Origin of the sequence: Sphingobium fuliginis (assembly GCF_015074805.1) — a bacterium.
Taxonomy (GTDB): Bacteria; Pseudomonadota; Alphaproteobacteria; order Sphingomonadales; family Sphingomonadaceae; genus Sphingobium; species Sphingobium fuliginis.
Window position 1 is genome coordinate 47,362 of record NZ_CP060035.1, and the last position, 23,067, is coordinate 70,428.

Annotated in this window: 21 protein-coding genes; 10 read left to right on the top strand and 11 right to left on the bottom strand. The window is 66.7% G+C overall.

The features are described from left to right. The first annotated feature begins 101 nt into the window (after positions 1–101). Entirely contained in the window at positions 102–1,199 is a 1,098-nt protein-coding gene (locus H5V43_RS00195) for a helix-turn-helix transcriptional regulator (protein WP_025548765.1), read from the top strand. Positions 1,200–1,219: 20 nt separating this feature from the next. Here H5V43_RS00195 and H5V43_RS00200 read toward each other — a convergent pair whose 3' ends face one another. From H5V43_RS00200 to hflK, 8 genes are all read right to left on the bottom strand, one after another. Beyond that, entirely contained in the window at positions 1,220–2,554 is a 1,335-nt protein-coding gene (locus H5V43_RS00200) for a cell wall hydrolase (protein WP_099186208.1), read from the bottom strand. Positions 2,555–2,584: 30 nt separating this feature from the next. Next, positions 2,585–3,502, bottom strand: coding sequence for a cysteine synthase A (cysK, locus tag H5V43_RS00205; RefSeq protein WP_025548763.1), 918 nt, complete (start codon positions 3,500–3,502; stop codon positions 2,585–2,587). After that, complete coding sequence (locus H5V43_RS00210) at positions 3,499–4,803, bottom strand: MFS transporter (RefSeq protein WP_044661643.1); 1,305 nt, start codon at positions 4,801–4,803, stop codon at positions 3,499–3,501. Before H5V43_RS00210 ends, cysK begins: the two co-directional genes overlap by 4 nt. A gap of 174 nt (positions 4,804–4,977) precedes the next feature. Then, on the bottom strand, positions 4,978–5,421 hold the full coding sequence (locus tag H5V43_RS00215) for a hypothetical protein (RefSeq protein ID WP_025548761.1): 444 nt from the start codon (positions 5,419–5,421) through the stop codon (positions 4,978–4,980). A gap of 15 nt (positions 5,422–5,436) precedes the next feature. Continuing rightward, positions 5,437–7,062, bottom strand: a complete 1,626-nt coding sequence (locus tag H5V43_RS00220; protein WP_025548760.1) for a helicase HerA-like domain-containing protein — start codon at positions 7,060–7,062, stop codon at positions 5,437–5,439. A 145-nt stretch (positions 7,063–7,207) separates the two neighbouring features. Then, complete coding sequence (locus H5V43_RS00225) at positions 7,208–8,716, bottom strand: Do family serine endopeptidase (protein ID WP_025548759.1); 1,509 nt, start codon at positions 8,714–8,716, stop codon at positions 7,208–7,210. A gap of 109 nt (positions 8,717–8,825) precedes the next feature. Beyond that, a complete protein-coding gene (gene hflC / locus H5V43_RS00230; protein WP_025548757.1) occupies positions 8,826–9,671 on the bottom strand; it encodes a protease modulator HflC in 846 nt (281 codons plus the stop codon). Next, entirely contained in the window at positions 9,671–10,798 is a 1,128-nt protein-coding gene (gene hflK, locus H5V43_RS00235) for an FtsH protease activity modulator HflK (protein WP_025548756.1), read from the bottom strand. The genes hflC and hflK overlap by 1 nt, the downstream gene beginning before the upstream one ends. Before the next feature lie 334 nt (positions 10,799–11,132). On the opposite strand from hflK, the gene H5V43_RS00240 reads away from it, so the two are divergent. The 9 genes from H5V43_RS00240 (at position 11,133) to H5V43_RS00280 (ending at position 21,156) form a co-directional block, all read left to right on the top strand. Continuing rightward, the gene (locus H5V43_RS00240) at positions 11,133–11,900 is read left to right on the top strand and encodes an Mrp/NBP35 family ATP-binding protein (protein WP_226869663.1); all 768 of its coding nucleotides are present in this window, start codon (positions 11,133–11,135) and stop codon (positions 11,898–11,900) included. Between the two features lie 171 nt (positions 11,901–12,071). Further along, a complete protein-coding gene (locus H5V43_RS00245; protein ID WP_025548752.1) occupies positions 12,072–12,500 on the top strand; it encodes a CoA-binding protein in 429 nt (142 codons plus the stop codon). A gap of 56 nt (positions 12,501–12,556) precedes the next feature. Further along, a complete protein-coding gene (locus H5V43_RS00250) occupies positions 12,557–14,824 on the top strand; it encodes a molybdopterin cofactor-binding domain-containing protein (protein WP_193666718.1) in 2,268 nt (755 codons plus the stop codon). A gap of 5 nt (positions 14,825–14,829) precedes the next feature. After that, on the top strand, positions 14,830–15,801 hold the full coding sequence (hemH, locus tag H5V43_RS00255) for a ferrochelatase (protein WP_025548751.1): 972 nt from the start codon (positions 14,830–14,832) through the stop codon (positions 15,799–15,801). 36 nt (positions 15,802–15,837) lie between these two features. Further along, positions 15,838–16,560 carry an acetoacetyl-CoA reductase gene (gene phbB / locus H5V43_RS00260; protein WP_025548750.1) on the top strand — a complete coding sequence of 241 codons (723 nt, stop codon included), beginning with the start codon at positions 15,838–15,840 and terminating at the stop codon, positions 16,558–16,560. Next, entirely contained in the window at positions 16,560–16,835 is a 276-nt protein-coding gene (locus tag H5V43_RS00265) for a ribbon-helix-helix domain-containing protein (protein ID WP_025548748.1), read from the top strand. Before phbB ends, H5V43_RS00265 begins: the two co-directional genes overlap by 1 nt. Before the next feature lie 86 nt (positions 16,836–16,921). Beyond that, positions 16,922–19,483, top strand: coding sequence for a TonB-dependent receptor (locus tag H5V43_RS00270; RefSeq protein WP_025548747.1), 2,562 nt, complete (start codon positions 16,922–16,924; stop codon positions 19,481–19,483). A gap of 175 nt (positions 19,484–19,658) precedes the next feature. Further along, positions 19,659–20,423, top strand: a complete 765-nt coding sequence (locus H5V43_RS00275; RefSeq protein WP_025548745.1) for an energy transducer TonB — start codon at positions 19,659–19,661, stop codon at positions 20,421–20,423. Positions 20,424–20,472: 49 nt separating this feature from the next. Continuing rightward, positions 20,473–21,156 carry a Fe2+-dependent dioxygenase gene (locus tag H5V43_RS00280; protein WP_025548744.1) on the top strand — a complete coding sequence of 228 codons (684 nt, stop codon included), beginning with the start codon at positions 20,473–20,475 and terminating at the stop codon, positions 21,154–21,156. 175 nt (positions 21,157–21,331) lie between these two features. Here H5V43_RS00280 and H5V43_RS00285 read toward each other — a convergent pair whose 3' ends face one another. Genes H5V43_RS00285 through H5V43_RS00295 form a run of 3 tightly spaced genes read right to left on the bottom strand, consistent with a single transcriptional unit; the run spans position 21,332 to position 23,003 of the window. Beyond that, a complete protein-coding gene (locus tag H5V43_RS00285) occupies positions 21,332–21,979 on the bottom strand; it encodes a heme exporter protein CcmB (protein ID WP_048577144.1) in 648 nt (215 codons plus the stop codon). Continuing rightward, entirely contained in the window at positions 21,976–22,581 is a 606-nt protein-coding gene (gene ccmA, locus H5V43_RS00290; protein ID WP_061940251.1) for a heme ABC exporter ATP-binding protein CcmA, read from the bottom strand. The genes H5V43_RS00285 and ccmA overlap by 4 nt, the downstream gene beginning before the upstream one ends. Next, positions 22,578–23,003, bottom strand: coding sequence for a metallopeptidase family protein (locus H5V43_RS00295; protein ID WP_044663047.1), 426 nt, complete (start codon positions 23,001–23,003; stop codon positions 22,578–22,580). The genes ccmA and H5V43_RS00295 overlap by 4 nt, the downstream gene beginning before the upstream one ends. Between the last annotated feature and the right edge of the window lie 64 nt (positions 23,004–23,067).

Here is a 23,067-nt window from a genome sequence, read left to right on the forward strand (position 1 = left end):
TTTTCCAGCAATTTGAATGGATCGGTGTCCGATTTGTGCAATGCGGCAGGGCGCAATTGCGTATATTCCGCATGGGGACGTGGAGAGATCGGGGCAAAGCTGTGATCCGGACGGAGGATATTTACGACGCGGCGACCGACGACGGCGCGTTCGACCGGCTGGCTTCGACGCTGGCCGATGCGGTCGGCGCGCGCTCGGGCGTTCTGCATTGGGGCCGCACGCCCCAGCATGTCGCGGAAATCTCCTACTCCGGCTATTTCACCGATGCGCAAATGGCGCTTTACGACGAGGAGTTTCAGGACGACGACATTTGGGGCGTCGCGCTGGACCGGGCAGAGGCGGTCAATCGCGTCTGGAATGTCGAAGCGCTCGTACCGACCCATGCCTATGAAGGCAGCCGCATCTACAATGAGTGGATCAAGGGCATGGGCGACGACACTTTCCGCTGCCTGGGCGGCGTGATCCGGAAGGACGGGACGACCGGCCATATCGGCCTGCATCGGGGGCGCACGCAAAAGCCGTTCAACGAGGACGAAGTGCGGGCGATGCAGGACAGCATCGATCATATCGGCCGCATGTTCGCGATCCGCAGCAAGCTGGACCGCGCCAACCATTATGGCCGTTCGCTGCACGCCACGCTCGACATGGTGGGCCATGCCGTCTTCACCCTGCGCGCCAACGGCGCGCTGATCGACTGCAACCGAATGGCGGACGCGCTGCTGCGCCGGGGCGATGCGCTGAGCTTGCGGCAGCGGCAGTTGAAGGCGCGCGATCCCCGCGACGACGAAGCGTTGCAGGCCGCCTTCAGGGCTGCGACGGCCCGGCAGGGTGGACAGGCGAGCGCGATCTTCGTCCATCGCGAACGGGGCGCGCCCTATGTGCTGTCGATCGCCGCGGTGCGGGTCGGCATGGAGCGGCAGATCGTCGCGATCGCCACCGATCCCGCGGACCGGGACCAGAGCCTCGCCAGCCGCATCCGATCGCTTTACGGCCTCACCAGGGCGGAGGCGGAGGTGGCCGAAGCGCTTTGCCAGGGACGGGGCCTGGAAGACCTGTCGCAGGAACGCGGCGTGGCGCTCAACACCGTGCGGACGCAGATCAAGAATATCTATGTGAAGCTGGATTGCAGCCGCCAGTCCGAACTGGTCGCCCGCATCGGCGCGCTGCCGCGCCTGAGCGGGTTCGAGAACATGGAATAGCAGGCGAGGCGGAGCGCCCTTCAGGGTTGGGCGGGCGCCGTCACGGCCGGCGACGGCGGCGCAATCTTCACCACTTCGAAGCGTTCCTTGCGGCGCACGCCCGCCAGTTCCGGCGCGGCGGGCGGCGGCGGCGGGGCTGCCGCCCTGGGGTTCCGCTGGAGCATGCATTCATCCTTGTTGCCGCGCGGCGTCTGGAAGCAGTTCCAGAGCGAGCGCTGCAATCCCGTCGCGCTGTTGTGGATATAGGCGAAGGCCATGCTTTCCATCTGGTCGCCCGACAGAGGCAGGCCGCCCGGCGCGGTTCCCGCTCGCCAGGCCATGATCCGGCATTCCGGGCGCCCGGCGCAGAAGGTCTGGGCCATGGTCGGCCAACTGTCGGGGGAGATGGCGCGCCCCAGTTCGACCAGGAAACTCCTGGCCCCCGGCGCGATGGCGATGAGCCGGACGCCGGCCATCGTCCGGCCCAGCGAATCCGCCCCTATCGCCTGCTGCGGCCGGGCGGCGAGGTCGGCCAGCGTGCCGTCGGTCAGGGCAGGCGGGGACAGACCGGCGGGCGCATCCGGATCGCCCTGGTGCGCGGCGGACAGGCGCGCGATGCGCTGCACCAGCGGCTCGCCGCTTTCGCCCGCGCGGCGGAAGGCGGGGGGCGTGCCCCACCAGCCCCGCCAGCGGAAGAAGAGATGGGTGCCCACGGACGTGATCTTGTCCAGGCTGCCGCTCCAATAGGGCACGACCCAATCGGTATGATAATGGGTGGCGTAGCCGACCGGCTTGTACACCTTGCCCGCCAGGGCCGCCCGCGCGATGTCCCGCGCCCTTTCCCAGGCCGCCTGTGTCGGCGTGCGGGCGAGCGCGCCGTCGCAGGTGAAGGTGAACTGGCACCCCGTAGCCCGTTCCTGCCCCTGGAAGACGACGCCGCAGACCGTCTTGGGAAAGGCGGGATGCCGCACGCGGTTCAGCACCACCTGCGCGACGGCCCGCTCGCCCACGGCATCGTCGCCCGCCTCGTAAAGCTGCGCGGCGGCCAGGCAGTCCGTGGCGCGGGCAAGGTCGATGGGCGATCCTGAGAAGAGGAATGGCCGCGCCGCCGGATTGGGCAGGCGGGAGAAGGGAATGGCGGCGTTGAAGGCCCGCGCCTGATCGCGCTCCAGCGCATAGACCTCCACCGGCGCGACCGCCGGCGGCGGCGTGGCGGGGCGCGTGAGCCGGGCGGCGGCGACGGCTTCCGGGCGCGGCCTGCCGGGAGGCACCCGCGCCTCCCAGGCGGAAACCATAGCGGGCAGGCCGACGAACAGCACGAGCCAGAGCAGCCACATCGAACAATGCGGCTGGCTGGTGGGGTTTGCGTCGGTCATGCCCGTTCCGGCTCTTGCCTGTGTCTGGCCTTATTCGGGCAGGAAGTCGGGCACCGACAGATAGCGTTCGCCGGTGTCATAGTTGAAGCCCAGAACGCGGCTGCCCGCCGGGAGTTCCGGCAGCTTCTGATGGATGGCGGCCAGCGTCGCGCCGGAGGAGATGCCGATCAGCACGCCTTCCTCCCGCGCGGCGCGGCGGGCAAATTCCTTGGCGTCGGCCGGATCGACCTGGATCACGCCGTCCAGCAACTGGGTGTGGAGGTTGGCGGGAATGAAGCCCGCGCCGATCCCCTGGATCGGGTGAGGACCGGGCTGGCCGCCGCTGATGACATGGGACAGGGTCGGTTCGACCGCATAGACCTTCAGATGGGGCCAGAGCTGCTTGAGCACCTGCGCGACGCCGGTGATGTGGCCGCCGGTGCCGACGCCGGTAATCAGGGCGTCAAGCGGCGAGTCGGCAAAGTCCGTGGCGATTTCATGCGCCGTGGTGCGGACATGCACGTCGATATTGGCGGGGTTCTCGAACTGTTGCGGCATCCAGGAACCGGGGGTCTGCTCGACCAGTTCCAGCGCACGCTCGATCGCGCCCTTCATGCCCTTTTCGCGCGGCGTCAGGTCGAAGCTGGCGCCATAGGCCAGCATCAGCCGGCGGCGTTCCAGGCTCATGCTCTCGGGCATGACCAGGATCAGCTTGTAGCCCTTGACCGCCGCGACCATGGCCAGGCCGACGCCGGTATTGCCGGATGTCGGTTCGATGATGGTGCCGCCGGGCTTGAGATCGCCCGACGCCTCCGCCGCCTCGATCATCGACAGGGCGATTCGGTCCTTGATCGACCCGCCGGGGTTGGACCGTTCGGACTTGATCCACACCTCCGCATCACCGAACAGCCGGTTGACGCGGATATGCGGCGTGTTGCCGATGGTTTCCAAGATACTGGATGCCTTCATTGCACTTTCTCCTGCGTGGGCTCGGCCGCCCTTGTTTCGGGTGGGTCGAAGGTACGGGCAAGGCGGAGTTCTGGAAAGAGCTTCGCCCAGATAAGGGTTATCACGATGGCGCCGATCCCGCCGCCGATCACCGCCGCGACCGGCCCGACCAGCGCGGCGAGGAAGCCGGACTCCGCCTCGCCCAGTTCGTTGGAGGCGGAAATGGTGAGCTGCGACAGGCTGGATACGCGGCCGCGCATCTCGTCGGGGGTGTGAAGCTGGATCAGCGACTGGCGGACATAGACGGACACCATGTCGGCCGATCCCAGCAGGATCAGCGCGCCGATGCCGACTTCCGGCGCGATGGCGCGGGGCAGGAAGGCGGTCGAGCCGAAGACGATCGTGGCGATGCCGAAGAGGATGACGGCGCCCAGCATCTTGAGTCCGACTTCCGTCTTCATCGGCCGGAAGGAGAAGAAAAGGGCGGTGACCCCCGCGCCGATGCCGGGGGAAGCGGCAAGATGGCCGAGGCCGGCCGAACCCACATGCAATATGTCGCGGGCATAGACCGGCAACAGCGCCGTCGCGCCCGCCAGCAGCACCGCGAACAGGTCGAGCGTGATGGTCGCCAGAACCAGCCGGTTGGTGCGGACATAGGTGAGGCCGTCGATCATCTGGCGCACCGGGTGCCGGCTGGTGTCGCGCGGCGGCTGAGGCACCGGGCCGATCAGCATCATGCAGAGCAGGGCGACCGTAAACAGGCCCGAGGCCAGCGCATAGGCCCCCCAGGGCTGCATCGCATAGGCATAGCCGCCCAGCGCCGGGCCCGCGATCATGCCCGCCTGCCACACGACGCTGGAAATGGCGATCGCGTTGGGCAGCAGTTCGCGCGGGACCAGATTGGGGGCGAGCGCGCTATAGGCCGGGCCATTGAATGCACGCGCGACGCCGACCAGGGCGGCGATGCCGAAGATCAGCGGCAGGCTGACCCAGCCCTCATAGGTGGCGAAGGCGAGGACGGCCGACGCCAGCACCAGCAGCAGCAGGGTGAAACGGGTGATCAGGCGCCGGTCGAAATGGTCGGCCACCCATCCCGTCACGGGCGTCAGGAAGAAGAGGGGCAGGAACTGCGCCAGCCCGATCAGGCCGAGCTGGGCCGAGGCGGCGGCGGTGCTCATCGTTTCGCGGGCGACATTATAGGCCTGCCAGCCCAATATGATCATCATGCTATATTGCGCCAGAACCGTCGCCAGCCGCCCCAGAAGATAGGCCCGGAAATTGCCGAAGCGCAGGGGATGGGCGGGAACCGGGGGGCTAAGCATGCGCCCTCCTTAGCGCCTGCACAATGATCCTCGCAACCGCGGCGGTAGAGAAAAGGCGCAGCAATATTTGGGGCGGTGATGGTCTGGCTTTAGAGGAGATCGGGCCTGTTCCCCATGCGATTGGGCATGGCGGCTTTCGGCTGGGCAGGCTTTCCGTGTCGGTGGGGGCGAACCCTAGCGATCCGGCTGCAACAGGATGCCGCTTACCGATCCATTGCGCACCGAGCAGACGAAGGGCACCGACCGCCGGCCGTCGAACGGACCGACTTCGCCTTCCACTTCCCAACCGGTGGACATGGTGCTGGCGGCGATCCGTCCCAGGACCTTCGCGCCAGGTCCTGCCTCTTCCCGCGCCTTGGCCGCGCAGGCATTGCGGGCTGCCGTGGCGGTCTGGATCGGGCCGTAGCCGGGCGACACATAGGGTTGACGCCTGGCATCGCGTTCGGCCTGACGGTCGCGGGCGATGTCGCTGGCGATGGCGGCGTCCGTGGCGCGGCGCAGGTCGCGATAATCCTGTGCATGGGCGGGCAGGGCAGGCCCCAGACCCAGGGTGCAGATGGCCAGGGTGAAGATGCCCCGGGTGAAGATGCCTAAGGTGAAGATGATCGTCTTTCGCATGGCATGTCTCCCCTCTTATTTGAACAGGCTGCCCAATATGCCGCGCACCAGTTGCCCCGCAATGCCGCCGGACCTGCGGCTGGACCCGCCGAAGACCGCCCGGCCGATTTCATTGGCGACCTGACGCCCGACGGACGAGGCGGCGGAACGGGTCGCGGACTGGATCGCCTTGTCGAAGGAGGAGGGCCTGGCGGCTTCGCGGGCGGCGGCGGCTTCCTGCCGCGCCTGTTCCTTTAGCTGGGCCTCGCGCTGCTTGGCCTCTATTTTGGCCTGGGCGGCGGCCGCCTTGTCCGCTTCGGCCTGCGCCTTGGCGGCCTGGGCGGCGGCGGCGGCGGCCTGACCCCGGGCGGCGAGGATTTCCTCGGCCGACTCCCGATCGACGGTCGCGTCATATTTGCCCGCGCAGGGCGATATGGACTGGATGATCGCCCGTTCCCTGGCATCAAGCGGGCCCAGGCGCGACCGGGGCGGGGCGATCAACGTGCGCTGGACGATGCCGGGCGAGCCGTCCTCCTGCAGCAGCGACACCAGCGCCTCGCCCACCTTGAGTTCGGTGATCGCGGTTTCGACGTTCAGGTCCGGATTGACGCGGAAGGTTTCCGCCGCTGCCTTGATCGCCTTCTGGTCGCGGGGGGTGAAGGCGCGCAGGGCGTGCTGGACCCGATTGCCAAGCTGGCCCGCCACATCTTCCGGAATGTCGATCGGGTTCTGCGTCACGAAATAGACGCCGACGCCCTTGGAACGGATCAGTCGCACCACCTGTTCGATCTTGTCGGTCAGCGCCTTGGGCGCATCGTCGAAGAGGAGATGCGCCTCGTCGAAGAAGAAGACGAGGACCGGCTTGTCCGGGTCGCCCACCTCCGGCAGCGTCTCGAACAGTTCGGAGAGCAGCCAGAGCAGGAAGGTGGCGTAGAGCTTCGGGCTCTGCATCAGCCTGTCGGCGGCGAGGATGTTGACATAGCCGCGCCCCTTTTCATCCACCTGCAACATGTCGTGGATGTCGAGCGCGGGTTCGCCGAAGAAATGGTCGCCGCCCTGGCTTTCGAGCTGGAGCAATTGCCGCTGGATCGCGCCGACGCTGGCCTTGGTCACATTGCCGTAGCGCGCGGACAGGCTGTCGGCATTTTCCGCGCAATAGGCCAGCATTGCCTGCAGGTCGCCCAGGTCGAGCAGCAGCAGCCCTTCCTCATCGGCATATTTGAAGGCGATGGAGAGCACGCCCTCCTGCGTTTCGTTGAGGTCCATCAGCCGGGAAAGCAGCAGCGGCCCCATCTCGCTGACGGTGGTGCGGACGGGATGGCCCTGCTCGCCGTACAAGTCCCAGAAGATGGCGGGATTGTCGGCATAGCTGTAATTGTCGAGGCCGATCTCCCTGGCCCGCGCCACCAGCTTGTCCGCATTTTTCGCGGTGGGGGAGCCGGCCATGGCAATGCCCGCCAGGTCGCCCTTCACGTCGGCGAGGAAGACGGGCACGCCCAGCGCGGAGAAGCTTTCGGCTATGCCCTGGAGCGTCACGGTCTTGCCCGTGCCGGTCGCGCCGGCGATCAGGCCATGGCGATTGGCCCGGCGCAGGTTCAGCGTCTGGGGGATGCCGCCGTCCTTGTCCGGCGCGCCAAGGCCGATGAAAATGCCGTCGCTCATCTCGCGTCATTCTCCCAAAAAGGTGACGGGCCGCGCCCACTGGAGTCTGCCGTCCCTTTGTAGAGGCGAGGCAGGGCTTCCGGCAAGCGCGACCCGTAACGATCGGCTGGTTTTCAGCTCTGGGCCTGTCGTGCGGCGCGCGCGCTTATTTGTCGCGCAGCCGCACGGGCAGGAACACGGCGGGCTGGCCGCGCCGCAGCACCTGGAGCAGGATCGCGCTGCGGCCCTGCGCCGACACCGCCTTCACCTGCGCGTCGAGGTCCGCCTGGGTCGCGACGGGCCGGTTGTTCGCGGTGATGATGACGTCGCCGCGGCGCAGGCCCTTGGCGCCTGCATCGGTCGAGCCGTCGACGGCGGTGATCACGATACCCCGCGTATCGGCGGCGATGCCGAGCTGGCGGATGATGGTCGAGGTCAGCGGAATGGCCGAAATGCCCAGCGACTGCTGGCTGGCCTGGCCATTATTGGAGGGGTTCTCCTGCTGCTGGCTGAAATCCTCATCCTGGCTCTGGGCGAAGGCGTTGAGTTCGTCTTCGGACGGGCGTTCGCCCACGACGGCCGTCACCGTCTGCCGCTGTCCATTGCGCAGCAGCACGATCGGCACGCGTCCGCCGATCGGCTGGTTGGCGACGATGGACGAGAGATTCTGGTCCGGCGTCACTTCCTGGCCGGCGACGCTGACGATCACGTCGCCCGCCTTGATCCCGGCCTTGTCGGCGCCCTTGCCGGGCTCCACGCCCTGCACGAATTCGCCGCGATTCTTGGCGAGGCCAAGGGAATCGGCCAGATCCTCGCCCAGCGGGCTGATCTGGATGCCCAGATAGCCGCGCTTGACGGCCTGGCCCTTGCGCAGCGTGTCGACGATGGGCGCCGCCTGTTCCGACGGGATGGCGAAGCCGATGCCGACATTGCCGCCCGAGGGCGACAGGATCTGGCTGTTGATGCCGATCACATTGCCGCGCATGTCGAACATCGGACCGCCGCTATTGCCCTGGTTGATCGAGGCGTCGGTCTGGATGAACTTGTCGTAGGTGCCGCCGGTGCCGCGATGCACGGCGGAAATGATGCCGGCCGTCACCGTGCCCGACAGGGCGAAGGGATTGCCGATGGCGATCACCCAGTCGCCCACGCGCGCCTTGGTGCTGTCCCCGAACTTCACGAAGGGCAGGGCTTTCCTCGGCTCGATCTTGAGCACGGCGATGTCGGTCGCGGGATCGCGGCCCACCAGCTTGGCGGGATATTCCTCGCTATTGGTCAGCGTGACGGTGATGGAATCGACGCTGGCCCCTTCCGCGCCGGCGGACACCACATGGTTGTTGGTGACGATATAGCCGTCGGCGGAGATGATGAAGCCCGACCCCAGCGATTGCGCCTGACGGGTCTGCGGCCTTCCGCCCGGAGCGCCGAACAGGTCGCCAAAGGGCGTGCCGGCGAAGGGATTCTGCACCTGCACGCGCTGCTTGGTGGAAATGTTGACCACGGCCGGTTGCAGCTTCTCGACCATGTCGGCCAGGCTTGCCGGGGCGCCGGCGGGGGCGGCGGCCTGCATGCCTTCATTCTGCGCGACCTGCGCGCCGACATTGGAACTGGTCGTGACGGCGATGGCCGTGCCGCCGAGCAGCAGGGCGCCGGTAATGGCATAAGCGTAACGCACTCGTGACGGTCCTCTCATGAACTTGCGAAGGAAAGGCGGGACTCTGCGATGAGCGGGATGCGCCGTCTTGCCTTAACCCTCATTGAATGACGCTGGTTCCGTAATGAAATCAACGCCCCTGGAACTGCTTCAGGAAATCATTGTCGCGGGAGAGGACCATGGTGGTCGACCCCTGCCGGTCCGGAGCGAAAGTATAGCGATAGGCCTGCATGGCGCGATAGAAATCGTAGAACTGGGCGTCCTTGCCGAAGCTTTCCGAATAGATGCGGGCGGCGTTGGCGTCCGCCTCCGCGCGGATGATCTGCGCCTGCTTGGCGCCCTGAGCGCGGATGGTGAGCGCTTCCTGTTCCCGCGCCGTGCGCATGCGGGTGAAGGCGCTTTCCAGCGGCGCGCCGTCGGGCAGGTCGGCCCGCTTGATCCGCACATCGACGATCTGCGCGCCATATTGCCGGGCGACGCGGTTCAGGCCCGCCTCGATATTGTCCATCACTTGGCCCCGCTCGGGGGAGAGCAGCGCCGCGAAGGGCCGCTTGCCCAGTTCGTTGCGCAGCGCGGAGCCCAATATCGGGCGCAGGGCGTCCGACACCCGCTCCTCGCTGCCCGCCGCGATGTACATGCGCAGCGGATCGACGATGCGGTAACGGGCGAAGGCGTCGACCTGAAGCCGGAGCTGGTCGGTGGACAGCACCTGCTGCCGCTCCATCTCCACCGACAGGACGCGTTTGTCGATCCAGACGATCTGGTCGATGAACGGCCAGCGCAGGATGATCCCCGCGCCCGTCTTGCCGAAATCCTCGTTGGGGCGATAGCGGTTGATGATCTTCTTGGGATCGCCGAAGCGCACGATCACGCCCTGCTTGGTTTCAGGCACGATGGCGATGGTGCTGCCGATCAGCAGCAGCGCGGCGATGGCCAGCAGCGCCAGCGCGACGGGATGGCGGACGAGGTTCTGCATCACTGGCCCTCCACGGTCGCGCTGCCCTGCGCGGTGCCGCCCTGCGCCCGGCGCTTGAGTTCGGGAAGGGGCAGATAGGGCGTGACATTGCCGCTTTCGACGATGGTCTTGTCGACGTTCGACAGGACACCCTCCATGGTTTCATAATACATGCGGCGGCGGGTGACGTCGGGCGCGAGCCTGTACTGCTCATAGACCTTGTCGAAGGCGGCGGCTTCGCCCTGCGCCTTGGCGGTCACCTGCTGCGCGGCGGCGCGGGCTTCGTTGAGATAGGTCTGGGCCGTCTGCTGCGCCGCGGACACCGCCTTGAACGCATCGTTGACGGCGGTCGGCGGATCGGCCTGCTTGATCGCGACGCCCTGCACGCGGATGCCCGAGCGGTAGCCGTCCAATATCTCCTGCATCCGTTGTTCGACCTGCTGCTCGATCTCCGTGCGGCCGGCGCCCAGCGCATCCTCCAGGCTGACGCTGGCGACGACGGAGCGCATCGCGCTTTCGGCGACTTCGCGCACCGATGAGTCAGGGTCGGAAAGCTGGAACAGATAGAGTTCCGGGCTGCGGATGTTCCAGCGCACGGAATAAGCGAGGTCGATGATGTTCTGGTCGCCGGTCAGGACCAGATTCTCGCTCTCCGCCCGCGTCGAGCCGATGTCGATGGTGCGGATTTCCTCGACGTCGACGGTCGTCACATTTTCCAGCGGGGCAGGCAGCGTCAGGCTGATGCCGGGGGACAGGGTGCGGCTGTATTTGCCCAGCAGGGTGACGACGCCGCGTTCCTGCGGGCCGACCCGGTGGAAGCAGGTCAGGACCAGCCACAGCACCACCAATATGCCGATGGCGGCCGGCCACAGCGCCTTGCCGGATGGGCGGGGCGGCAGATTGCCGAAGCCGCCACCCCCCTGGCCGAAGCTTTCCTTGCTGCGGCGGAGCAGTTCCTCGATCGCGGAAGGGCCCTTGGCGCCGGGGCGTCCCGGCTGGGTCCACGGGTTGCGCGGCCCGTCGCTGCCCTTGCCTTCGCCGCCCTTGCCCTGGCCGTCATTGCCGTCCGGACCGTCGCTCTTGCCGCCCCACGGACCCTGGGCCATGGCGCTCGCTATGCCCGGCATCCACCCGAAAAATCTCTTCATGCCTTCTCTATAGGTAGGCTCTCCGGCGAAAAACAGTGCCCTTCGCAACGATTATTGTTTCGAATGATGTCGATGGCCAAGAAAAACGGCGGCCTGCCGGTTTCGCCGGACGGGGAAAGTCCCTAGATGGCCTGCCATGACCCAGCTTGAAGATTTCGCCGCTCGACTCAAAACGCTGACCGACGGCCGCGCCAGCGCGCCGCGCCTCAAGGACGGGGTGATGTCGCTGGTGCTGGACGTGGCGGGCCTGTCGTCCGATCAGCGCGAAGCCGTGGCCGCCGCGATCCGGGAGGGCGCGCTGACCGTGCCCGGTGTCGAGGATGTGCGCATCGCCATGACGGCCGAGCGCAGGCCGCTGAAGATCGTCGCCGTCGCATCGGGCAAGGGCGGGGTGGGCAAATCCACGCTGTCGGCCAATCTCGCCGTCGCGCTGCAAAGGCTGGGGGTGAAGGTCGGGCTGGTCGACGCCGATATTTACGGCCCGTCGCAGGCGCGGCTGATGGCCAGCGAGGACAGGAAGCCGCAGGCGAAGGACAAGCAGCTCATCCCGGTGCAGAGCCCCTTTGGCGTTCCGATGCTTTCCATGGGCCATCTGGTCGAGCCGGGCAAGGCGCTCGCCTGGCGCGGGCCGATGGCGGGCAATGCGCTGGCCCAGCTGATCGAGGCGGATTGGGGCGATGCGGAGCTGCTGATCGTCGACATGCCGCCGGGCACGGGCGATGTGCAGCTGTCGATGGTGCAGAAGCACAAGCCGGCCGGCGCCGTCATCGTCTCCACGCCGCAGGACCTGGCGCTGATCGACGCGGTACGCGCGGTGAGCCTGTTCGAGCAGACGCAGGTGCCGATGATCGGCCTGGTCGAGAATATGGCGGGCTATGCCTGCCCCCATTGCGGGGAAGTGTCGGACCCCTTCGGTCAGGGCGGCGCGGAAGCGGCCGCCGGGGAAATGGGGATGCCCTTCCTTGGCCGGATACCGCTCGCCATCGACATTCGCCGCCGGTCCGATGCGGGCGATCCTCCGGCGGCGGGGGACGACGCGCATGGTGTGGCTTTCCGCACGATTGCGGAGAAGGTCGTTGCGTGGCTGCGGGGTGGGCGCTGACGTCTTCACCCTGTTCCTTCTTTCGTCGTCCCGGCGATAGCCGGACCTCGTGAGACTACTCCATGCCCTATCGCCTGAGATCCCGGCTTCCGTGGGGATGAAGGGGTTGGAGGGAACGGCTTGCGCCTCTCCAGCGTCCTTCCCATGTCTCGCGAATATGGAGGACCCCTCATGCCGCTTACCGATGCGCAGGATATAGCCGATCTGTTGAACGAAACCCGCACCATAGCGCTGGTCGGCATTTCCGACCGGCCCGACCGGCCGAGCTATGGCGTGATGAAGACCCTTCAGGATCACGGCTATCGCGTGCTGCCCGTCAATCCGCAGATCGCGGGCGAGCATGTCCATGGCGAATTCGTCTGGGCCAGCCTGTCCGACATCGGCGTGCCGATCGACATGGTCGACATCTTCCGCCGCAGCGACGCCGCGGGGGAGGTCGTGGACGATGCCATAGCGGCAGGGGCCAAGGCGGTCTGGATGCAGTTGGCCGTGGTCGATGAGGCCGCGGCGGCCCGGGCTGAGGCGGCCGGGCTCAAGGTGGTGATGGATCGCTGCCCCGCCATCGAGATACGCCGGCTCCAGCTCAGGCCCGTCGCCTGAACCTTCGGGCGCAATAGGGCTTTGCAGAGCTTCCAAGCCCCTCTATCAGCGATGGCATGGGGCGCGCACCGCGGAAGCAGGGTCAGCAGACGAAAAAGGGTTTGGACCGGCGCACCCTGCTGGTCGGCGGGGGCGCCACGGTGGGGCTGCTGCTGGCATGGGCCATATGGCCGCGCTCCTATCGCGCCAGTCTCAACACCGCGCCGGGCGAGACCGCGTTCAACGCTTTCCTGAAGATTGACCGGTCGGGCCAGGTCGTCGTCATCGTGCCCCAGACCGAGATGGGGCAGGGGGTCACGACCCTTCTGCCGCAGATACTGGCCGACGAACTGGGCGCGGACTGGCGGACCGTCGGCGTGCAGAGCGCGCCGATCGGGCCGCTCTACGCCAATATCCTGCTGGCGCGAGAATGGCTGGCCAATGACTGGAGCCGGCTGGCGGGCGAGGCGGGCGAATGGACCATCGATCAATATGCGACCCGCCGCGCCCTGATGCTGACGGGCGCGGGCACGTCGGTGCCGATGTTCCACCAGCCCTATCGGGAGGCGGGCGCGGCGGCGCGGGTGCTGCTGTGCAAGGCGGCGGCGGCGCGCTGGGACGTCGCCTGGGAAAGCTGCGACATCCAGAACGGCATCATTTCCGACGGCGGGCAGCGCCGGTTGAAGCTGGGCGAGGTGGTGGAGGATGCCGTGACCTTCGACCTGCCCGAGATATTGCCCTTCCGCCAGGCGGAGGTGGACCGGCTGGCGGGGCAGGAGCTTCCCCGGCTGGACACCCCGTCCAAGATCGACGGCAGCCATAATTTCGCCGCCGACATCCGCCTGCCCGACATGGTCTTCGCCTCCATCCGGCAGGGGCCGATCGGGGATGCCGTGCTGAAAAGCGTCAACGAGGGCGCGGCGAAATCCGTCACCGGCTTCCTGAAGCTGGTGCGGCGGGACCGGTGGGTCGCGGCGGTCGCCAGCAACTGGTGGGCGGCGAACAAGGCGCTCGATCTGGCCGATCCGGTCTTTACGCTTTCCGGCAGGCCGGTGGACAGCGCCGGGATGGAGGCGGCGCTGGAGCAGGCCTTTTCCGGCTCCGGCGAACGGCTTTATGCGCAGGGCGATCCGCAGCCGCTGTTCGGGGATGCGACCATCCTTGCCAGCGAATATCGGGTGCGGCCGGGCCTGCATCTGGCGCTGGAGCCGATGTGCGCCACCGCCCGGATCGGCGAGGACAGCGCGGAAATATGGATGGCGACGCAGGCGCCCGGCCTGGCCCGCGCCGCCATCGCCCGCGCGCTGGGGCTGTCGGCGGAAGCGGTGACGCTCTACCCGCTGCATGCCGGCGGAGGCTATGGCCGCCGCATGGATTTCGAGGCCGGCGTGCAGGCCGCGCTCCTCTCGCGCGAGATGGGGCGGCCGGTGCAACTGCTCTGGTCGCGGCTGGAGGATGTGATCCAGGACAGGCCCAGCGCCCCCGCCCATGCGCGCATGGCGGGCAAGCTGGGCCGCAACGGCGCGATCGAGGGCTGGTCGGCGAAGGTCGCCGCCCCCTGCGCCCTGACCCAGACATGGGCGCGCATCGCCCATGGCAAGCTGCCGCACGAGGCCGGCGCCGATGCGTCCGGCACGTCCACCCGGCTGGCGGTGGCGGGCATGGAGCTGCCCTATGCGGTGCCCAACTGGGCGGTCGATCACTTCCCCGCCGATGTCGGCCTGCCGCTGGGGTTCGCACGTGGCAACGCGCATCTGCACGGCGCCTTCTTCACCGAAAGTTTCATGGACGAGCTGGCGCATCAGGCGCAGATGGAGGCGATGTCCTTTCGTATCCAGATGCTGGGCGGCAATCCCCGGCTGGCGCATTGCCTGACCACCGTCGGCGCCATGGGCGGCTGGCAGGGCGGCATAGAAGGAAGCGGGCAGGGACTGGCGGCGCATGTGATGAACGGCGCCTTCATCGCCGTGATGGTGGAGGCGGGCATGGCCGAGGGCAAGTTGCAGGTCTCACGGATCGTCGCCGCGGTGGACGGCGGGGATCAGGTCAATCCGGACATTGCCCGGCAGCAGGTCGAAAGCGGCCTGATCCATGGGCTGGCATTCGCCATGGGGGCGTCCGTCCCCTATGCGAAGGGCATGCCGACGCGGGCGATGCTGGGCCGCATGGGTCTGCCGCGGCTGGGCGATGTCGGGGAAGTGACGGTCGAACTGATCCGCAGCACCGCGCCTCCCGCCGGGCTGACAGACCTGGGCGCGCCGCTGGTGGCGCCCGCCGTCGCCAATGCGCTGTTCACCACGGCGGGGCGGCGTTTCCGCACCCTGCCCCTGCTGATGGAAGGGTGAAATTCTTGGGCAAGATCGGCCTTCTCATCATCAATCTGGGCACGCCCGACGGTCCCGACCCGGCATCGGTGCGGCGCTATCTGGCCGAATTCCTTTCCGACCGGCGCGTCGTGGAAATTCCGCAACTGCTGTGGCAGCCGATCCTGCGCGGCCCGATCCTGCTGACCCGTCCGAAGAAATCCGCCCATGCCTATCGGCAGGTGTGGATGAAGGAGGGATCGCCGCTCGCCGTCTATACGCGCGACGCCGCCCGCGGGCTTCAGGAGCGGATGGGCGCTGGCGTTATGGTCGATTGGGCGATGCGCTATGGCAATCCGGCGATCGGCGCGCGGCTGGCGGCGATGGTCGCCGCAGGGTGCGACCGCATCCTGCTGGCTCCGCTCTATCCCCAATATTGCGCGGCGACGACGGCCACCGCGCTCGATGCCGCCTATGCGGCGCTGGCGAAGATGCGGGCGCAGCCGGCGATCCGCACGCTGCCGCCCTATCATGCCGATCCCGCCTATATCGAGGCGCTGCGCGCATCGACTCAGGCCCAGCTCGCCACGCTGGATTTCGCGCCGGACCTGCTGATCGCCAGCTTCCACGGCATGCCGGAGCGAACGCGGCAATTGGGCGATCCCTATCGCGACCAGTGCGTCGAAAGCGCAAGGCTGCTGGGCGAGGCGCTGGGGCGGGAGGTCCGGGTCACCTTCCAATCGCGTTTCGGCCCCGCGAAATGGCTGGGCCCGGCAACCGATGCGGTGCTGCGGCAGCTCCCTTCGGAAAATGTCCGGAATGTTGCCGTCCTGACCCCCGGCTTCTCGGCGGATTGCCTGGAAACCCTAGAGGAAATCGCCATTCGCGGCAAAGAGGATTTTATCGCTTCCGGTGGCAATAATTTTGTCCATTTGAGTTGTTTGAACGCCTCCCCGGACGCTATGAATCTGTGCGAGACTCTGGCCCGTCGCGAACTGGCTGGCTGGTTGGAGAGGTAAGTTTCGTCCCGTCAATATTCTTTGAGGAGAGCCACTATGAGCAAGGTTGCAGTCGTCACGGGCGGAACGCGTGGAATTGGCGAGGCGATCAGCCTGGCGCTCAAGGAGATGGGGTTCACGGTCGCCGCCAACTATGCCGGCAACGACGCCAAGGCGCAGGCCTTTTCGGACAAGACGGGCATAGCGTCCTTCAAATGGGACGTGGGCGATCACCAGGCCTGTCTGGACGGTTGCGCGCAGGTGGCCGAGGCGCTGGGGCCGATCGACGTCGTCGTCAACAATGCGGGCATCACCCGCGACGGCGTGCTGGCGAAGATGAGCTTCGACGACTGGAACGAGGTGATGCGTATCAATCTGGGCGGTTGCTTCAACATGGCCAAGGCGACCTTCGGCGGGATGCGGGAGCGCGGCTGGGGCCGTTTCGTCAATATCGGATCGATCAACGGGCAGGCGGGCCAATATGGCCAGGTCAACTATGCGGCCGCCAAGTCCGGCATCCATGGCTTCACCAAGGCGCTGGCACAGGAAGGCGCGAAATATGGCGTCACCGTCAATGCGATCGCGCCGGGCTATATCGACACCGACATGGTCGCGGCGGTGCCGCAGGCGGTGCTGGAGAAGATCGTCGCCAAGATACCGGTCGGCCGTCTGGGCCATGCCGATGAGATCGCCCGCGGCGTCGCCTTCTTCTGCAGCGAGGAGGCGGGCTTCGTGACCGGCAGCACGCTGTCGATCAACGGCGGCCAGCATATGTACTGATGGAAGGCGAGGGGCCTTCCATTGACGCTTCGGCGCCGGCGGCATCGCCCTTCGCTCCGCCCGTCAAGCGCAGCGTGACGATTGCGGGCCATCAGACCGCGATCAGCCTGGAACCGATATTCTGGCAAGCCCTGCGCGCGGCCGCCCTGCGGGAAGGTTTGCCCGTCAACGCCTTGATCGCGCGCATCGATGTCGCGCGCATGGCGGCGGCCGATCCGCCCAATCTGGCGAGCGCGATAAGATGCTGGCTTTTCAACGATAATATACAATCATAAAATAATAATTACTCGCAATAGCGTTGACTCTGCGAACAAGTCGCAATAGCAGACCCCTCAAGGTTCAAGAAAGGGGTTCTGTTTCCATGTCCAAAGCACTGTCACGACCGTCCTTCCTGGCGCTGAGTTGCGTCGGCGCGATCGCCTTTGCCTCGTCCGCGCAGGCGCAGGATGCAGCGCAGGGCGCCAAGCTTGGCGGGATGACGGTCACCGACACGGCGATCGACGAATCGCCCGTCAAGGTCGAAAAGGCGGAATCGCCCAAATATACCCGGCCGCTGCTCGATACGCCGCAGACCATCACGGTGATCGGCAAGGAAACCATCCAGCAGCAGAACCTGCTGACCCTGCGCGACGTGCTGTCGACCGTTCCCGGCATCACCTTCGGCGCGGGCGAGGGCGGCTTCGGCTATGGCGACCGCATCATCCTGCGCGGGCAGGACGCGAAGAACGACGTCACGGTCGACGGCGTGCGTTCCGGCGCGTTCCTGAACCGCAACGAAGTCTATAATATCGAGCAGGTCGAAGTCACCAACGGCGCCAATTCGGTCATGAACGGCGGCGGTTCGGTCGCTGGCACGATCAACCTGGTGACGAAGCGTCCGCTGGCCGACGACAAGACGATCCTGAACGCCGGGATCGGCACGGACAATTATTATCGGGCGACCATCGACGCGAACAAGCGCGTCAACGACCTGATCGCCGTGCGCCTCAACGCCGTCTATCACCGCAACGATGTGCCGGGCCGCGATGTCGAGGATTATGAGCGCTGGGGCGTGGCGCCCGCGATCACCATCGGCATCGACAGCCCCACCAGCCTGACGCTGCAGGGCGAATATCTGGATGACAAGGCGATGCCGCAATATGGCATCCGCTACTTCCCGGCGCTGGGGGGCATCGTCGACCAGTTCGACCGGTCGGGCTATTACGGCTTCGCCAATCTCGACCGCCAGGACAGCAAGACCAAGTCGCTGCAGGCGATCTTCAGCCATGCCTTCAGCGATACGGTCAAGGTCCGCAACCTGACGCGGTACGAACATATCCGCCAGGATACGGTGACCAGCCAGCCGAACGGCGTCTTCTGCCTCGACAACGGAACGGCGGGCGGCTTCAATCCGGACACCGGCGGCGCATGCACCCAGCGCATCGGCACGACCGCCGCCGGCGAAACGCTCACCATTCCAGTCGGCTATTACCTGCCGATCGGCGGCCGCGGCAACCAGCGCTTCATCACCAATGAAACCGCCTATAACCAGATCGACCTCAGCGCCGATTTCGACACCGGCGGCATCGGCCATACGCTGGTCGTCGGCGGTTCGGCCCTGTGGGAGCGCTACGATCAGTTGCAGGGCAGCCTGGGCCGCAGCGCCAACGGCTTCGATCCCTATGCCGCGCCTTTCACCGCGCCTGCCACCGGCGCCGGCGCCGCCAATCCGGCCTATAGCGCCGCCGCCAGCCTTGGTTTCTACCTGCCGCTGGTGAACATTGCCGATCCGTCGTCCGGCATCGTCGGCCCGGCGGCCACCACCGGCCTGGCCCGCGTCTATGGCAGCAACAATTATGTCGGGCCGGTCAACTTCATCCTGGGCACGCATAATGTCGGGGAACAGACCAGCTATGCCGCCTATCTGTTCGATACGATGAAGTTCACCGACTGGTTCGAGATCAACGGCGGCGTCCGCTATGAGAAGGTCAAGGGCTTCAACCGCACCTTCACCTACAACACGACGGGCGGTTCGGCGCAGCTTGGCCAGATCAGCACGGTCGGCACTCGGCTGGAGGTGGACGACAATCTCTTTTCCTTCCGCATCGGCGCGGTCGTGAAGCCGACGCCGGACACCAGCCTTTATGTCGCTTTCGGCAACTCCAAGCTGCCGTCCAAATCGTCGGTCGACGGAAGCTGCACCGCGGACAATGCCGCGGGCGGCAGCGGCACCTGCAATGTCAGGCCGGAAACCACGAAGAATTACGAGATCGGCGCCAAGGCCGACCTGTTCGACAAGCAGTTGCTGCTGACACTCGCGCTGTTCCGCAACGACCGCAACCAGATCAAGGTGGTGTCGGGCGATCCGCTGCTGCCCGATCAGGCGACGGATGGCCGCCAGCGGGTGGAGGGCGTGTCCTTCGGCGCGTCGGGCAACATCACCAGCAACTGGACGATTTCCGCCAATTACATGTACCTCAAGAGCAAGATCAAGCAGGGCGTTTCCGACTATTGCCTCGCCCATCCGGGCGCGACCGACCCGGCGGCCGGAACCTGCGCCAACAGCACGACCTTCCTTGATCCGACGGCTGGTTACGCGCTGACCAATACCCCGAAGCATTCGGGCAGCCTGTTTACCACCTACCGCTTCGGCTTCGGCCTGGAACTGGGCTATGGCCTGACCTATCAGGGCAGCTTCCTGTTGAACCAGCCGTCGCTCGCCCAACTGGTCGCCAACAGCTATGTCGGCTACCGGGTGCCAAGCTACACCATCCACCGTTTCATGGCCTCCTACCCGATCACGGAGAATCTGAAGGCGCAGGTGAATGTGCAGAACTTCACCAATGAGAAATATGTGACGACGGTGCGCAACAACATCAATAACAGTTGGGCGCAGCCTGCCCCGACCCGGTCGGCGGTGTTCAGCCTCAACTATATGTTCTGACCGATCCCTATCCCCCGGCACTCGTCCCTTGCCGGGGGAAGCGGGCGGGTGGCGATGCACTCCTATCCTCCTCGGGTCGCCACCCGTCCGGTCCCATGGCAAAGATGCGATTGAGTAGCATTAGGATTCGCGTTATGGACCGGTTTCGCCGGCAGGGCGGCAAAGGGGATCTGGCATGCTTCGCGTAGCAGATGGATATGTTGAAGAGGCGGCGGATGACGCGATCGTCCCATCCCCCGCCGTTCCGCTCTCCGTCCCCAGCGTAACCGTTCGATTCGAGGATGCTCCCGCCCGCTACGGCGCGCGGCGTGGGCCGAACGTTCCAGCCATTCTTGTCATCGTCCTGCTTCATGCCGTCCTTATCGCCGCGCTGGTCCAGGTCCGGCATCATGCGCAGCGCGTGCGGGAGGCGCGCCTGTCGGTCGTGAACCTCATGCCACCGCCTCCTCCGCCTCCATCCGCGGAGGCCCCGCCACCCCCGCCGCAGACCAAGATCGTCGCGCCGCCGCCACTGGTGAAAGTGCCCCAGCCGCCGGCGCCGGCCGTGGCGACCACGCCCGAGATCGTGCCGCCTGCGCCGCCTGCTCCTCCCGTCGCGCTTTCCTCACCCCCCGCGCCGCCCGCCGCATCCATGGGATCGAGCCTGGTCCAGGGCGGCGACCTGGGCGCGCAGATGATCGCCGGCAAGCCGCCCCGCTATCCGGTGGAGAGCCGTCGCAGGCGCGAACAGGGGACCGTCGTTCTGGCTCTGACGCTGGGTCTGGATGGCGCGGTGGAGAATCTCTCCATCGCGCAGAGCAGCGGTTTTCCCCGGCTCGACAATGCGGCGCGCGACGCGGTGCGCGGCTGGCGCTGGAAACCCGTGATGCGCGATGGCCAGGCGGTTCGGGTCAAGGGCGTGGTCGAAATTCCCTTCGTCCTGCGCGGCGGGGCGGCGTGACGGCAATGGGCCGCTTGCGCTTCATCCGTGCCTGTCCAGGTTCATCGGCATGCTGACTGTCATTCCCGAACTGCTGGATGGCCAGGCCGTCGCCCGGGTCCGCGCGCTGATCGACGCGGCGCAGTGGGTCGACGGCAATGTCACCTCCGGCCACCAGTCCGCGCTCGCCAAGCGCAACCTGCAACTGCCGGAGGATTGCGGCGAAGCGAAGCAGGCAGGGCAGATCGTGCTGGATGCTCTGGGCCGCTCGCCCCTGTTCATTGCCGCCGCGTTGCCGCTCAAGGTCTTCCCGCCGCTGTTCAACAGCTATGCAGGCGGTCAGGCCTTCGGCACCCATGTCGACAATGCAGTGCGGATGCAGGCCGGCACCGGCTTTCGCGTGCGCTCGGACCTGTCGATCACCGTCTTCCTGGAGGAGCCCGGCAGCTATGACGGCGGCGAACTGACGGTCGAGACCAATTTCGGCGTGCAGCAGGTGAAGCTGCCGGCCGGCCATGCGGTGCTCTATCCGTCATCGTCGCTGCATCGGGTGGAACCGGTGACGCGGGGGCGTCGGGTGGCCAGCTTCTTCTGGCTACAATCCATGGTGCGGGACGATGCCGCGCGGCAGATGCTATTCGATCTCGACAGCAGCGTTCAGGCGCTGGCGGGCGAACTGGGCCATGACAATGCGCAGGTCATCCGGTTGACCGGCGTGTATCACAATCTGCTGCGGCGATGGGCCGACGCGTGATCTGGTGGGAATTGGGCAATGGCGGACGTCAATGCTTCCCCTCCCCTTCAGGGGAGGGGACTGAGGGGTGGGGGCGTGCCCCACGGGAAAAGTTGACCTGTAAAGGCACGCCCCCACCCCAACCCCTCCCCTGAAGGGGAGGGGCTTAATGGCAAGAAACCACCCAACCCGTCTTTCACTCCCGCCCGGCGCGGATTGCCGCGCCGCCGGCAAAGGGGGTGATCGCGACCAGCAGCAGGGACGCTGCGCCCAGGAACTTGAGCGCTGCGCCGCTTCCGTCCCCCAGCGTCCCGGCGCCGAAGATCAGCAGCGGCACGGCGAGCGGCAGGGCCAGTAGTCCGGCGAGCGCCCCGCTGGAGCGCAGGCCTGCCGTCAGCGTCGCCACCAGCAGCCCCAGCGCCGCAAGGGCGGGCGTGCCGATCAGCAATCCGGCTTCCAGCAAGCCTATGGTCGCCCCGTCCAGCTTCAACAGTGCGGCGGCGGGCAGGGTGGCGATCATCAGCGCCGGGCCGAAGCCCAGCCAATGGGCGATCAGCCGGGCGAGCACGACCGTCTCCTCCCCGATCCCGCGCAGGGCTATCTGATCGAGAACGCCCGCATCCCGATCCGGCGCCACCAGCCGGTCCACGGGCAAAAGACTGGCCAGCAACGCCGCGATCCACAGCATGCCGCCGCCGCTCCGCTGCAGCAGCGCCGCGTCCGGCCCCACGGCAAAGGGATAGAGGCTGGCCACCAGCAACAGGAAGGCGACCGGCAGCCACAGCCCGGCGGATTGCCAGGACTGCCGCAAATCCCGCGCCGCGAGCGTCAGGAGGATGGTCATGCCTCCTCCTCCGCCCATGCATGGTCCTGCATCGCCACAATCACCGGCGTCGCCAGCGGCAGCGGCTGGTGCGACGCCGCCACGACGATCCCGCCCTTGGCCAGATGCCCCGCAACCGCCGTTCCGAGCAGGTCCAGTGCCGCTTCGTCCAGCCCGTTGCCCGGCTCGTCCAGCAGCCAGATCGGCGCGCCGCTGGCGATCACCCGTGCCAGCGCAGCCCGCTTGCGCTGCCCGGTCGACAGCATGCGCACCGGCACCTGGCGGAGGGGCTCCAGCGCCATTGCCGCCATCGCCGCGTCCAGTGCGTCCGACGCCACTGCATCCAACCGCGTCCAGAAACGGAGCGCCGCTTCGAGCGGTTGCTCCATGTCCAACGCCAGCCGCTCGTCCGCCAGCGCGATCCGGCCATGGCGATCGACCGTCCCCGCCGTTGCCCGCAGCAGCCCGGCGCAAATCCGCATCAGGCTGGACTTGCCGATGCCGTTCGGCCCCTTCAGCAAGGCGCTGCCGCCCGGCTCCATCGCCAGGTCGACGCCGCGGAACAGCAGCCGCCCGCCGCGCGCGCAGGCGACGCCCGACAGGTGCAATCCCGCCCGGCTCATAAAGTGACCATGTCCTCCAGCACATGCATGTCGAGATCGGACAGGCCGAAATGATGGCCGATCTCATGCACGACGACATGGGTGATCAGCATGTCGAGCGGCACGCCGGTTTCCACCCATTCGTCCAGCAGCGGGCGGCGGAAAAGATGGACCGTCGGCGGCAGGTCTCCGCTTTGCGCCGCTTCCCCGACGGGCCGGCCGGTGTAAAGGCCGGTCAGGCCGAAGGGATCGTCGATCTCCATTTCCTTGAGCACCTGCGGATCGGCAAATTCCTCGACAAACAGCACGACATTCGACAGGTGCGAACGAAACGGTTCCGGCAGGCGCGACAGGGCCGCCAGCGCCAGGCTTTCTATATCCTCGCGCGTCGGCGCAAATCGGGGCTGTTGACCGGCATCGTCCATGGGAGAGACATAAAGCATGTTCCGAATCGTCTGCAAACCGCCGACGCTTGGGAAAATGAGTTAACGCCGCCAGGAATCGGCC